The sequence below is a fragment of the Bacillus sp. EA-CB0995 genome, assembly GCF_055814245.1.
Genome location: NZ_CP169269.1, coordinates 1,641,978 through 1,655,857, shown reverse-complemented (window position 1 = coordinate 1,655,857; position 13,880 = coordinate 1,641,978). Strand labels below are relative to the sequence as shown.

Genomic DNA, 13,880 nt, shown 5'->3' with positions numbered 1-13,880 from the left:
GCTTTCTTTTTTAGTTTTCTGGATTCAGTTGACGAAGCTCTTGTTTAATTTCTGTTTTCGCTTTTGTTTTTTCGTCAATTTCTTTAATAACGCGTGCTGGTGTTCCAGCAACAACTGTGTATGGCGGTACATCTTCTGTTACAACTGCACCCGCCGCAACAACTGCACCTTTACCTACTGTAACGCCTTCTAAAACAACTACATTTGCACCAATTACAACATCGTCTTCAACAATAACCGGTTTTGCAGAAGGTGGCTCGATAACGCCTGCAAGTACTGCTCCAGCTCCAACGTGACAGTTTTTACCTACTGTTGCACGTCCACCAAGCACTACATTCATATCAATCATTGAACCTTCACCAATTACGGCACCAATGTTGATTGTTGCATTCATCATAATAACTGCATTATCACCAATTTCAACATGATCGCGAATAATTGCACCTGGTTCAATACGTGCCTTAATACCTTTTAAGTCAAGCATTGGAATTGCAGAGTTACGACGATCATTTTCTACAACATAATCTTCAACACGCTTTTTATTTTCATCAAGAATTGCCTTAATGTCAGACCATTCTCCAAATAATACACCTGATTTTTTATTTACAAATGCTTGTACTGTTTCTGGGAATGTAATTTCTTTTAAATCCCCTTTTATGTATACCTTTACAGGAGTTTTCTTCTCGCTTTTTTGAATAAACGAAATAATCTCGTTTGCATCCATCATTTTCATGCTTGTTGCCTCCTAAATCCATTTATAATGTTACTCTACCAAACGAAAAGGCTCCTCGCAAGATAATAATCTTATTTTTCCTCTTGAATTTCTTCAATAATTTCTAAAAATGCCTGCACTTGTTTTAACTGTCTAGCCGATTCACTTGTTAATAGCCATGTTTCTCTCGTCAGTTGCACTGGAGTTTTATATGTTTTTTCCTTTACTTCTTTTAAAACAGTAGATGGCAAAAGTGCATAACCAATACCGTTTAAAACAAGCTGCTTACACGTTTCAATTTGATCGACAACAATTGTACGTTTAGGCGGATTAGAAAATAAACCATACCACCAGTTCTGTATTTGTCCATAATATGTCGAATCACTTTTAAATTGAATAAATGGTCTATTAGTGTCTTTTAACATGGAAATATCCTTAATCTCCGTATCAACTAAATACAGCTCATCTTCAAATAATTGCTTTTTATATCCTTTATATTCTTGCGTCCCTCGCAAAATTGCAACGTGAACATCACCTTCGTAAAAATGATTTTGCACCTCACTACTCCAGCCTGTAAAAAGGGAAATTTTTACAAACGGATACCGTTGTACAAACAGCTTTAAAACTGGCGGTAACCAGTATTGGCCAATAACAGAGGCCACTGCAATCTTTAAAGTACCATATGTTTCCGTCTGAAATGTTGCTAATTCGCTCTTAATTGCTTCTTCTCTCTGTAACATATCTTTAGCATAATTTGCTACTTTCTCGCCTTCCGGTGTAATCGTTAATCCTTTTTGCGAGCGAATAAAAAATTTCATCCCCCATTGTTTTTCCATCGATTGAAGTCTTTGACTAAGCGCTGGTTGTGACACAAATAAGCGCTCAGAAGCTTTTCGCATATTTAACTCTTGTGCTAAGATCACCATCATTTGAAAATCATCAATTTGCAATGTTTTCTCCTTCCTTCGTTACAACTGAACGATAAAAGCGACTTCTTCTTTCACTTGAAGTCGCCCTTTTCAACATTATCGATTAAACCGTCTTACCGTTTTATTTAGTAATTTTAAGATTGCACGACGCGTTAAAATTCCTTCAAAATACCCTTCCTCATTTTCAACACATACAAACGGATGATCAATCGTCATCTCTAATGCTTTTGCAAATGAATCTTGTAACTTCAGGCATGGAACATCACCTTTCATCACACTTTCTACTTTCATATCCTCTAATTTTTCAAACTCAATACGCTCTAGTCCTAAAATACCGTCCAAAACCATTGCCGTACTTACTAATCCATGCAGTTTGTACATCGGATCTAGTACTGGAATAGCAGAATAACCAGATTTCACCAAAACAAGTAAAGCATGCTCCAAACTATTTCCAATTTGAACATGTGCTACCTTTTCAGATGAAATCATTAAGTCCTTTACAAAAACTTGCTGAAATTCTTCTTTCGGAATACTAATCATATTGTTATCCCCCACTTTAACCCATTCTAACAAGTAGCAATTGTAAACTAATTGTAAAAACTAATTCGTTCAAGTAATTCTCTATTTTCTCACTTCTATTTTTAGTTTATGACAACGGTTACATATTATTATTAGTCCTTTTGTTTCTCATATAAAATAAATAACCACAGTTCATTTTACCATAGAAATAAAAGAAAAGACTACCGTTCGGCAGCCTTAATATCCTTCGTTTCTCAGACGAGCAAATAAGTTTGTGATTTGTTTATAATGAGATATGTCTGTTTTCTTTCGCCCAGTTTCGATATCAGAAAGTTCAACGGCAAGTATTTCACTCGCATAATTTTGCCGAAATAAAACATCTAGCAATAAGTTTTGTTCCTCTTTTGTTAAATCAATTTCTCTACTCATTTTCTCCTCTCCTTATTCAACTGTCCTTATTCTTTATTATATAAAAGATTTCCCCTATTTAATAGATTGAAAATTCAATACAACAATTATTTCGTGTACCGATTTGCATAGCTAAACGCCGCATAGGCATCTGGCTTAATTTTAGGCGTTAACCCCATCGCTGTAATTTTATTTGTCATATCTAAAATAAACTCTCTCGTCAAACCGTATTTCCCGATATCCAAATGAATTTCCATAACGAATTCAGCACCTTCTTCGCGGTATGGATAAAGAAGCTCCCACAACTGTTGTATTCGCTCAGGCGTAAATAAACAGGCAATCTCTTGGCTAAACTGTGTTTCTAAGTAGATTTTTTCTCGCAAACTCGGTGGCTTTCCCCTTATTGTCTGATGATATAAACAACCCCATGCTCCCTTTCCAACACGATGCAGATGAATTGCTGTAATAAAACGAGTATTATTTTGATGCACTTGTGAATCTGTTCCAATTGACAATCGATACATATTACGCGGTGCACTTTGAATAAAGTAACAAATTCGTGAGAATACAGTTTCAAAGCTCATATGTCGCTCTGATAAATTGTAAAATTGATATTTTCCGTCCATACAGTCACGTCCCTTCTCATAGACAGACTTTCGTATTCTCATTGTATGGGACAGAATAACAAAATATGTCTTACTTATCCTTTACTCGTTTCGATATTCCGGATCGAATATGTACAAAATGGACATTTGAAAATAACATTTTGATTAGATTGCGCTGTTAACACATGTGTAATTTCTGATTGTCTATGACATTTTGGACATACAACAACAGGCATTCTTTCCAATTTTCTCACCTCTTTATCCACTATTTGTGGGCAGTAAAATTCCCATCTCAAGATTATATATTCGGAAAATAACTCCCCGTAAGATTCCAGTTGCTTCAACTAACCATAAGTAAAGAATCTGAAGAAGATAGGTGGGAAATAATTGATGGGAGTTTCACTTTATAGAATATGTTATCAGTGTAGGGACAAGGAACGAATGTTATTCATCTTACATAAAAAAAGAAGGTGCCTTTTTCTTCTTAGGCACCTTCTTTTTATGTATCAAGAAAGAATATCGTAAATCTCGATTGCAACCATATCAATATTATCGAATTGATATACTTGTGGTTTTTCTCCTTGTTGATACACTTCTAGCTCGTACATATCGCTTTTATCAAAATATTTCACGCTACATTTGCGTTCACCGTTCACTTCAAAATAGCGTTGTGCTACTTCGCCGCTTTCAGCTTGTTCTTTTAGACTAACAAGACGAGTTAAAATTCCTTGGAGCAGAGACATGAAATCTCCCCTTTCTCTAATCTTCCTACGAATAGGTTTTGCAGCAGTACTCATTCTATCCGTCATAACTGAAAAAATGTCACACACCTTAGGATAATGGTTATGAGCAAGAAACTCAACTAAAATTTGTCGAAAAAACATATAAAAAGCCGAAATAAATACCTCTACGCCCTTTCTTCCGCACTTAACAGTGTAAAAAACGTTTTCTTCATGTTCTTCAAAAGCAGATAAGATAAACAAAGGAGAATTGATCTAGCCTTCAATAGAAAGTGCATCCGTGTTAATGAAAACTTCACTTCATTGAAGTTTTTTACATACAAGACTATAATTGAGATGAGTTAAAGAGGAGGATTTACATGAAGAAAGTAGATGTATATACACAGCCAGATTGTCCACCATGTCAAATTATAAAAGAATTTTTAAAACATAATCATATTACATTTACAGAATATGACGTCAAAAAAGATGCTGCCGCTCGTAATCGTCTTCTATATGATTATGATTCCTATTCTACCCCTACTGTTGTCGTTGATGGAGAAGTTGTAGCAGGCTTTCAAATTGAAAAATTACAACAACTTTTAGAACTAGAACAATAAAAAGGCGACTGCATGAGTCGCCTTTTCCCACGTTACTCGCGGACAGTAAGCTCGCATCAATGTAAAGTTTCACTTTATTCTTTTTCGGATTGTCTAATCTCAGATAAAAGCTGTTTATTTTCGTGATACCCCGCCAATTTCCACCTATTACCATCTCTTTGCAGTGTGATAATTTGATATTGATCATTTGTTATATCATGTTCATACACATATAACAAATCATGCTCTTGATTGTATACAATTTTTGTTTTTGATGAAAAAGTAAATGGCGCTTCTTTTGTAGGCAATAAATACTGAGCACTTCGTTTTACATCCTGGCTATTTTCATCGGTAAAAACTTGAAGGAAATTATCTGTGAAATAAGGGGATAATGTACCATACATTTTATCCATTGATAGCCGCTTACCACGAATAGAAAATTGTGCTTCATATCCTTTTCGAATCGTTTCAAATATTTCATTTTGATCAATTTTTGTTTCTTCTTTTCCAAAAACAGTTGTCACACTTTGTCCAATTACAAATGCAACAAAAAGAAATAGCACAATCCAAATCCCATACTTTCTCATTCTCGCACCCTCCTTGTAAAAAGAGCTTGTCCTTCTAGTATCCATTTTAGCAATGATTATACAATGATAGAGTGCCTTTCGTTCGTAAAATCTTTACAGCGATAGACATCATTCTTATCATAATTGTCACTATTACCAATTTATGATAAAAACAAACAAAAAAATGCACGAAATATTTCGTGCATTATAATAAAACATCTTCTTCATATAAAAATTCATAAGACAAATCAATAAATAAATAATGCTCATCATCAATAGGAAACGAGAATGTCCGAACCAACTCACCCGTTTCAAGATCCCCGTATAAATCAGACAATCTTCCTTTTTGTTCAAAGCGCAGCTTCATAATGTTCTCTAAAAAGTATGGGCGCCAGCTCCAATTCTTCATATAATATTCTGGCATTAACACCCATTCTCCGTCTTTTTTCATGACGTTTCCTGACTTTTGAAAGCCATCTTCGTTACAAATATAAATACGGAAGCTACAATATGTTACTTGTTGACTAAAATTCACTAGCCATTTATTAAAATCTTCTATTTTTCTCTGTTTTGCTAATACATTTCCAACATATTCTCGAAGGGTTTCAGTCAGTTTATACACTTTTTGTAATTTTCGTTTTTCATGCTGAATAAACTGATGACACTCATTACCAAGACGTTCTTTCAAAATGTCTTTATCGATAAAATTTTCTGAAAATTTTTGCAAATGATTCCCTTGATAGTATCTCCCGCCATTTTTCCAAGCGTATTGCAACTGATAGAATGCATCAATATCTTCATACAATAACGTTGCACCAATACGTCTCGCTAAGAGTGATAATGAATATAAAATATCCTGATACGATTGTAACAGTGCCGTTTGACGTAAATTTGTTAAATCCACTTTTAAAATATCCGGAGCTAGTACACTAATTCTTTCAAGGTTACTTGTTCCTGTTCCTACTTTATTAATTGCAACCTGAATGCCATATGTACGATAATACATAAGTAAATGATTAAATTGTTCAAGATCTTCTTTAAAGTCATGTTCTGTTATTTCTAATACGATACGATTTAAACGTAATCCTTTCTTTTCATACGTTAATAATAAATGTAGTAAGCTTTCACTTTCATCGCTCATCAGTATATTTGCATTACGATGCAAAAATAATAAAAATGATTGATCTGTTTCTAAATACCGATCCAATGCTTTTCCTAAAATGATATTATCTACTTCAAGTTGAAACTCATCTGGAATCGAATCATCATGAAAGAATGAGGCAAGACTGTGAATTCCTTCTTCTGTTTGTATGCGTCCTACTACTTCATATCCAATTACAGTATGTTCATCCGCACTAAAAATAGCTTGATAATAAGGAAGGACTTGATCCAAATTACTCATCACGTCTAATGCATCTACCATAGTACTCCCTCCTTTTACTTTTCAAAAATTATAACACGTTATGTAAAAAAAATAATAAAAAAATCCCTTCAGTTTTCCTGAAGGGATTAGAGGAGTAAAATGCTAAGGGGAATTAGCAATTCTACTATGAAGAAAAAAGAGGTCTTAAATATACCCCATAAACAAGTTCCTTGTAAAGGCCCTCTTTCTATCTGTCACAAATTTGTCACAAAAATCCCATCCCTTAAAACGGATATTGATGTAAATGTTGGCCACCATCCATTGTGATGCAAGCTCCATTTATGTACGCAGCTTCTTCAGAGCATAAATAAAAAGCTAGACCAGCAATTTCTTCTGGTGTTCCAAGTCTTCCAAGCGGCACACTTTGTAGTGTTCGCTTTGCTGCTTCTTCAGATATCCACAGCTTATCAGCCCCACCTGTACGCTCAATTGGCCCTGGAGCAATTGCATTAACACGAATTCCATATTTGCGTCCCCACTCAACAGCAAGCGTTCTTGTCATTGCTAATACACCTGCTTTAGCTGATGCAGAATGAATAACACCAGGACCTGCATCCCATGCGTAAGTTGCAACCATATTAATAATTGTTCCTTTTATCCCTTTTTCAATCCAATATTTCCCAATCGCTTGACTACAATAAAATGTACCATTTAACACAATATTAATAACAGCATTCCAACCATTTGGCGATAAATCTTCAGCCGGACAAAGAAAGTTTCCCGCTGCATTATTTACAAGTACATCGATGCGTCCAAATTCTTCATCGATTTTTTCAATCATTCTTTTTATATCCTCAGTATTACGCACATCCATTTGTACAGGTAATACTTGACCTTCAAATTGCTCAATTTCTTTCTTTGCCTCTTCTAATCGTTCTATTGTACGTCCAGTAATAACAACACGCGCTCCTTCTTTCGCAAAACGAGTTGCCATTCCTTTTCCCATTCCACTTGAACCACCTGTAATTACAACTACTTTTTCTTTCACAATATCCCCTCCCAAAAATGAATACATATTCATTTTATCACTTTATCCATCAGAATTCTTTATAAATTTTAATTTTTCTGATATCTTTTAATAAAATATACTATATTCTATCGCTAACAATGAAAGGAAAGGAGAGAAGATAAGTAGCGACTCATCCCAACAAATCACACCCTTCTACTATGATTATTTCCTATCATCTCGCTCATATAAATATGAATCATATAACAAGAAGAAACTTTATCAAAAAAGGTATTCATACACTATTGTATACTTGTATAACGACCGGAGCGGGTTACTATTATGCTAAATATATAGAACCACGCCTTCTCTCTTTTACGTATCATACGATTCATTCTCCACTCATCCCACGTGGATTTAATGGTGTTAAAATGGTTCAATTTAGTGATTTACATTTAGGATATTATTACTCGCTTCAACAACTTTCTAAAGTAGTAACAAAAATAAATGAAAAAAAACCTGACATCGTAATTTTTACTGGAGATTTAATTGATAATTATCAAACATACGCAGATACTCCACTTGTTGCATCAATTTTACAAAATATCATTGCTCCACTTGGTAAATTTGCAATTTTCGGCAATCATGATCATGGTGGATACGGGACGGAATACTATAGTCACATCATGACACAATCTGGCTTTGAGATATTACAAAATATCGAAAAACGCATTCGCCTATTAGATGGAAGTGAAATTTCCATTTTTGGTATTGACGATATCATGCTTGGAAAACCTGACATACACGGAACCTTGCAACAAGCACAAAATAATCTGTATACGATTGCTCTTGTGCATGAACCTGATATCGCACCCCATATTGCAAATTTCCCTGTCAATTTACTACTTTCTGGACATAGTCATGGCGGACAAGTACAACTCCCTTTCTTTGGCGCCATTATTACCCCGACATTTGCAAAGCATTATATTGAAGGGTTTTATCATATTAAGCAAAACTATGATTTGTTATTGTATGTTAATCGAGGTCTCGGAACAACCCGTGTACCATTTCGATTTTTAGCAAAACCTGAAATTACACTCTTTACATTACAATCGACATAATATACGAACTTATTTCGCCTATTTTCCGCACCATTCTCTCTTGTACTCGCTCATCCACGTTATCTTTTCCATATGATAACAATGAGTTCAATGAAGGAGGTTTTAACATGTATCCACAATACCAGCCGATTCCATTCCGCTCAGCACTAGTTGGTCCAGTCGGAAACTCACGATTTATACCATTTTTCGGATTCCCTTTTTTAGCTGGTCTTGCAGGAGGTTTAATCGGCGGAGCATTGGCATTTGGCCCTAGACCATATTATCCTTGCTACGGCTATGGCGGCTTTGGCGGCTTTGGCGGCTATCCTTGTCCAACACCGTATTTTTACTAATGTAAATAGAAACAACTATGGAAAAAGGCCTCATATCGAGGCCTTTTCTCTATATTATATAAATAACTGTAAAACATCAGAAAATGAGTATACCTATTTCTTATCCCGCTACTTTTGAACAGTAAAACTCCCATCTCGAGATTTTAAGAAATCCCAAAAGATAGGTAGGAGTTACTTGCTAATATGTGCCCAATTGATGAGAATTTCCCATACAATAGAGAATGAAACATCCACTGATGAGAGTTTCACTTTATCCCGCTATTCGCGGGCAGTAAGACCCCCACCTTAAGATTCAGAGAAAAGCGAAGAAGATAGGTGGGGGATGAACCCCTCCACTGATGGAAGTTTCACTTTATTCTTCCTCTGTGTGTGTATATGCCATTTGAAAGAGTCTCATCTGACTTTCAATTTCTTGCGCATCATCATTTACTACATAGTAATATTCTCCATGCTCATTTTGTTCACGTGCTTTTACATTATCCTCTAAAATGAGTTGTAAAATATCTTTAATTCGCGCTTTCATATCGAACTCTAAAATTGGAAATGAAATTTCTACACGTTTTTCCATATTGCGCGTCATCCAATCGGCTGACGATAAAAATAATTTTTCTTCTCCATTATGGTGAAAATAATAAATGCGGCTATGTTCTAAATAACGCCCTACTACACTAATGACACGAATATTTTCACTTACACCTAAAATTTTGGGACGTAAACAACAAGTTCCCCTTACAATAAGGTCAACTTTCACGCCAGCTTGTGATGCTTCATATAACTTTTGAATAAGTGGCTTATCTGTTAACGAATTCATTTTCGCAATAATATAACCACTTCCATATTGTTTATGATAACGAATCTCTTCATCAATGAGTTCAATAAATTGCTGACGAATATCGAATGGTGCAACCGATAATTGATGAAAATGAGGTTTCATTGTATATCCACTTAAATAATTAAAAAAGTTTGTCGCATCAATACCAAAATCTTTACGTGATGTAATGTATCCAAAATCAGTATATAGTTTCGCTGTTGCATCATTATAATTACCTGTACCTAAATGGACAAAGCGTTCAATCTTCCCATATTTTCGTCTTACAACAAGCGTAATTTTACTATGTGTTTTCAAATGGCTAACACCATAAATAACATGACAACCTGCTTTTTCTAATTCTTTTGCCCAGTGAACGTTATTTTCTTCATCAAAACGAGCTTTTAATTCCACAAGTACTGTCACTTGCTTCCCATTTTCTGCTGCTGTTTTTAAAGCTTTAATAACAGGCGAATCTCCACTTACACGGTATAATGTTTGTTTAATTGCTAACACATCAGGATCTTCTGCTGCGTCTGCTACAAAATCAATGACAGGTTGAAATGATTCAAATGGATGATGCAATAGGATATCTTGTTCTAGAGTTTTTTCAAACACATCTTCTTCATCACCTAAATCTTGAGGTGGCTGTGGAATAAGTGCTGGATAGATTAAATTATCATATGCAGATGCTAACTTCTTATAAAGTGCAAATAAACATGTTAAATCAAGTGGGCCATCAATCATATATACATCTTCATCTTTTACTTCTAACGCTTCATATAATAGAGATAATACTCTTTCATCCAAGTTATCTGTTCCTACCTCTAAACGAACCGCTGCGCCCCATTTTCGTTTTTTTAATTCTTTCTCAATTACTTTTAATAAATCACGTGCACCTTCTTCATGAATAGTCAAATCCGCATTACGTGTAATGCGAAAACGCGTAACAGAAGATACCATATATCCTGTAAATAATTTATGAGTAAAGTTACTAATCACATCTTCTAAAGAAATGAATTTTTGCCTATTATCTTCATTTGGTAAAAAAATAAAACGTTCTAATAATGATGGAACTTGAACGATGCCAAGCTTGGTCTGATTTTCTTCTACTGTTTGTCTTTCATCATATAAAATAGCAGCTAAATTTAAGCTTTTATTCAATAACATAGGAAACGGTCGATACGCATCAATTGCCACAGGTGTTAACACCGGAAAAATCTGCTCATCAAAATATTCTTCAATAAATTCTCGTTGTTCTTTCGTTAAATCGTGAAAAGACAACAATTCTATTCCTTCTTCCTTCAACGCAGGAAGTACAATGTTTTGATAAGTATCATACTGTACTTTCATTAATTCATGTGCCTTAGTTGAAATTTCCCCCAATTGTTGTTTCGGCGTTAGTCCAGCTTTATTTTCCGGCTGATTAAACCCAGCTCTTACCTGATCTTTCAATCCTGCAACACGCACCATGAAAAACTCATCTAAATTTGAGCTGAAGATACTGATAAACTTTAATCTCTCTAATAATGGATTACAGTCATCTTGCGCTTCTTGTAACACTCGCTCATTAAAGGCAAGCCAACTTAATTCACGATTGTTATAATAAGCAGTATCATTCAAGTTTATAAGACTACTCTTCACCGTTTCCATACCCCCATCACACTTCCCTCTAAAACTTTTTCAATATAATTTTATTATATTCATTTTAACAAATATCCATTGAAAGAAGTGTAAATTTTTTGTAAAGAAGTTCGTACAAATTAACATCTTTCATGAAAATATAATTCAATGTTCGTTTTTAAAACTTTCTCTATCTGTTTTTTCTGTTTTTCCGCCTGTACTTTTTCAGATAATGCTGATTGCTTACAGCAAATATAAAAAGCAAGACCATCTTCGTTTTTTACAATATGAATGGATTCGACAAGATTACGATTTGTCACATTTAATGCTGCAGAAAATTGCAAAATAGACCCTAATAATCGTATTTTTCTTTGTTCGTCTTTTTCAAACCAATCTGTAAATGGTTCGATACATTGTTTAAACAACAATTTCGATTTATAAGAAGCAATTAATGCTAATTTAATTCGTTCTTTATGCATCATGCCATCTATCGTTTTATTTGCTAATAAATAAAATGTATGCTGGCTGCTTGACTCTTCATCAATATATTTTCCAATATTAAATACTTTTGCTGCTCTATGAAGCACAGTCCAATCTTCTTGCGTAAAGGAGATAACCTCTCTTTTTTCTAATTCTTTGCAAATAGTCATGGCATTTTTCATAAGTTGCATCACAACGCTCATATCCATCTCATATTCATGAGAAAGTAAGTATAAGCTTTCTTCCACAACATTGGGATAATAAGTAATCCCAAACGAATTTGTTAATTCTTCATAAAAAACACCTTCTCGTAGTCCTTTTCTACTCAACACAAAAGATGGTGCTTCTATAATAGTTGTTAACGTTCTAAACACTTCTGCTGCCGAAATAATGGTATCAGCTCGATCTTTAGCAAGTCCCTCTAACTTTTGCAGTTCTGTAAATGAAAGTGTTAATAAATGTTCGTGTACATGTTCAATATCTGTTCGCTTCATCTTATATAAATGTAGTCCAGAAATCGGGTAAGAAATTAAATTTTGATGAATTTTCACCATATTTCGTGCGCTACCTCCAATTGCAATTAACGGTAATTTCTTACCTTTAAGCCATGGAAGCGATTGAAACTGATACCATAAATAATTTCTTAATTCCTCAAGTTCTTCCGAAGTTGGTGTATCATGACGAATGAATTGTTGCTTTAATGACAATGCTCCAAACGGAAAACTATAATATTCCACAACCTCTCGATTTCGGAAATAAGTAACCTCTGTACTTCCACCTCCTATATCAACAGTAATTCCTTCTGTAAAAGAGGTAGAGTTCATAACCGCTATATATCCATAACGTGCTTCTTCATACTCAGACAATACCCGAAGCTTAAAGTCAGTGTGTTCTTCAACAAGACGTTTAATTTCCATTTGATTTTTAGCTTGCCGAACTGTTGCAGTTGCTACGCACAATACTTTATGTAACTGGTGAAACCGCGTGCTTTCTTGAAACTGTAGCAAAGTATGTAACAATATATGGATTCCTTCTTCGGTTAGGATACCATCTACTAAATAGTTACGTAAGCGAGCAACTACCTTCGTATTTTCAATCTCTTTGTAAAAACCACCATTTTGTTTTTCATAAATAACTAATCTCATCGTGTTTGATCCAATATCAATAATCCCATATTGTCGTTTCAACGCTTTCGTCATCCTTTTCTCTATATCATTATATTGTTATTTGAAGTTATAAAAACCCGTACAACATAGCGCAAGAGCACTTAAATTCATAAGTAAGAGGGTCTTCTAGATATTTTTCTCTAAATGAAGTAAAGTGAAACTTCCATCAGTGAGGTTTTTTCCTCCCCCACTGATGGTTAGTTGAACCAATCGAGCGCATGCCAGCAGTTATCCCCCACCTATCTTCCTTGTTTCTCTTTGAATCTTATGGTGAGTGGTCTTACTGCCCGCGAATAGCGGGATAAAGTATTAACTTACTTCAAAGAAAGATATAACTATTATACAAAATAGTTGTTTTTTATTACAACATTGCTTTAATATTGAAAATACGTATAATAATTTTCTACATAGAAGAATTGCTAGCTTTTGTTAGATTATGATACTGTAGACAGGAAAGGAGTGCTAAGATGAAATCTTCACAATCACAGTCTCGTTCCTACAATCAATTTTCGGTCCATCAACTTGCTGAAGCAATTTTCAGTGTCAACCGACATGCAAAATCAGCTACAAATCCGAAATATTTATATTGGTTAAAAAAGACAGCTTTAGAACGATTAATTTCAGAAAAGCAAGCTACGAAAGAAGGTTTACACTTTTCCAAAAACCCACGTTTTAGCCAACAACAATCTGACGTTCTTGTCCGAGCAGGTAATTATTACTTCCATATTCCTCCTACGAAAGATGATTTTCGTAACCTTCCACATCTCGGTAGCCTTGATTGTGCATATCGAAATCCAAAAACATATCTATCCTTAACATCTGCTAAAAAAATGCTCCAGCAGTATATTGGGGAAGAAGCATTTCAACAAGAAAAAAATTAAGCGAATCCATTCCTTGGTATCGTCGTACTTACACAAAAAATAA

The 13,880-nt window shown here is 34.6% G+C and carries 16 protein-coding genes; 4 read left to right on the top strand and 12 right to left on the bottom strand.

From position 1 onward, the window contains the following. Window positions 1-10: 10 nt before the first annotated feature. The 7 genes from dapD to ACEWFJ_RS08735 form a co-directional block, all read right to left on the bottom strand. Complete coding sequence (gene dapD, locus ACEWFJ_RS08765; RefSeq protein WP_429717461.1) at window positions 11-733, bottom strand: 2,3,4,5-tetrahydropyridine-2,6-dicarboxylate N-acetyltransferase; 723 nt, start codon at window positions 731-733, stop codon at window positions 11-13. 71 nt (window positions 734-804) lie between these two features. Next, window positions 805-1,662: a LysR family transcriptional regulator gene (locus ACEWFJ_RS08760; RefSeq protein ID WP_473691621.1), complete on the bottom strand. Its 858-nt coding sequence runs from the start codon at window positions 1,660-1,662 to the stop codon at window positions 805-807. A gap of 75 nt (window positions 1,663-1,737) precedes the next feature. Next, entirely contained in the window at window positions 1,738-2,181 is a 444-nt protein-coding gene (gene cbpB / locus ACEWFJ_RS08755; protein ID WP_473691619.1) for a cyclic-di-AMP-binding protein CbpB, read from the bottom strand. A gap of 216 nt (window positions 2,182-2,397) precedes the next feature. After that, a complete protein-coding gene (gene abbA, locus ACEWFJ_RS08750; protein ID WP_098305705.1) occupies window positions 2,398-2,589 on the bottom strand; it encodes an antirepressor AbbA in 192 nt (63 codons plus the stop codon). Window positions 2,590-2,675: 86 nt separating this feature from the next. Beyond that, window positions 2,676-3,194, bottom strand: a complete 519-nt coding sequence (locus ACEWFJ_RS08745) for a ribonuclease H-like YkuK family protein (protein WP_440602702.1) — start codon at window positions 3,192-3,194, stop codon at window positions 2,676-2,678. 74 nt (window positions 3,195-3,268) lie between these two features. Next, window positions 3,269-3,418, bottom strand: a complete 150-nt coding sequence (locus ACEWFJ_RS08740; protein ID WP_253630282.1) for a hypothetical protein — start codon at window positions 3,416-3,418, stop codon at window positions 3,269-3,271. Window positions 3,419-3,679: 261 nt separating this feature from the next. Beyond that, window positions 3,680-3,916 carry a YkuJ family protein gene (locus ACEWFJ_RS08735; protein ID WP_020059327.1) on the bottom strand — a complete coding sequence of 79 codons (237 nt, stop codon included), beginning with the start codon at window positions 3,914-3,916 and terminating at the stop codon, window positions 3,680-3,682. A 356-nt stretch (window positions 3,917-4,272) separates the two neighbouring features. Here ACEWFJ_RS08735 and ACEWFJ_RS08730 point away from each other — a divergent pair, with 356 nt between their 5' ends. Beyond that, complete coding sequence (locus tag ACEWFJ_RS08730) at window positions 4,273-4,512, top strand: glutaredoxin domain-containing protein (RefSeq protein WP_098305711.1); 240 nt, start codon at window positions 4,273-4,275, stop codon at window positions 4,510-4,512. A 74-nt stretch (window positions 4,513-4,586) separates the two neighbouring features. Here ACEWFJ_RS08730 and ACEWFJ_RS08725 read toward each other — a convergent pair whose 3' ends face one another. The 3 genes from ACEWFJ_RS08725 to fadH all read right to left on the bottom strand — a co-directional run bounded on the left by ACEWFJ_RS08725 (window position 4,587) and on the right by fadH (window position 7,468). Beyond that, window positions 4,587-5,078 carry a DUF3993 domain-containing protein gene (locus ACEWFJ_RS08725; RefSeq protein WP_473691616.1) on the bottom strand — a complete coding sequence of 164 codons (492 nt, stop codon included), beginning with the start codon at window positions 5,076-5,078 and terminating at the stop codon, window positions 4,587-4,589. Between the two features lie 184 nt (window positions 5,079-5,262). Then, on the bottom strand, window positions 5,263-6,480 hold the full coding sequence (locus tag ACEWFJ_RS08720; protein ID WP_473691613.1) for an EAL-associated domain-containing protein: 1,218 nt from the start codon (window positions 6,478-6,480) through the stop codon (window positions 5,263-5,265). 223 nt (window positions 6,481-6,703) lie between these two features. After that, entirely contained in the window at window positions 6,704-7,468 is a 765-nt protein-coding gene (fadH, locus tag ACEWFJ_RS08715; RefSeq protein ID WP_098305717.1) for a 2,4-dienoyl-CoA reductase, read from the bottom strand. 212 nt (window positions 7,469-7,680) lie between these two features. On the opposite strand from fadH, the gene ACEWFJ_RS08710 reads away from it, so the two are divergent. Continuing rightward, a complete protein-coding gene (locus ACEWFJ_RS08710; RefSeq protein ID WP_473691611.1) occupies window positions 7,681-8,547 on the top strand; it encodes a metallophosphoesterase in 867 nt (288 codons plus the stop codon). A 107-nt stretch (window positions 8,548-8,654) separates the two neighbouring features. Beyond that, window positions 8,655-8,879 (top strand): hypothetical protein, encoded by a 225-nt coding sequence (locus tag ACEWFJ_RS08705; RefSeq protein ID WP_440602698.1) that lies wholly within the window; start codon window positions 8,655-8,657, stop codon window positions 8,877-8,879. A gap of 352 nt (window positions 8,880-9,231) precedes the next feature. Here ACEWFJ_RS08705 and ACEWFJ_RS08700 read toward each other — a convergent pair whose 3' ends face one another. Together ACEWFJ_RS08700 and ACEWFJ_RS08695 are read right to left on the bottom strand one after the other, a co-directional pair. Continuing rightward, entirely contained in the window at window positions 9,232-11,340 is a 2,109-nt protein-coding gene (locus ACEWFJ_RS08700; protein ID WP_473691608.1) for an RNA degradosome polyphosphate kinase, read from the bottom strand. A gap of 110 nt (window positions 11,341-11,450) precedes the next feature. Then, entirely contained in the window at window positions 11,451-12,989 is a 1,539-nt protein-coding gene (locus ACEWFJ_RS08695; protein ID WP_473691606.1) for a Ppx/GppA phosphatase family protein, read from the bottom strand. 434 nt (window positions 12,990-13,423) lie between these two features. Between ACEWFJ_RS08695 and ACEWFJ_RS08690 the strand changes: the two genes are divergently transcribed. After that, the gene (locus ACEWFJ_RS08690; protein ID WP_473691604.1) at window positions 13,424-13,837 is read left to right on the top strand and encodes a YkyB family protein; all 414 of its coding nucleotides are present in this window, start codon (window positions 13,424-13,426) and stop codon (window positions 13,835-13,837) included. The last annotated feature ends 43 nt before the right edge of the window (window positions 13,838-13,880 follow it).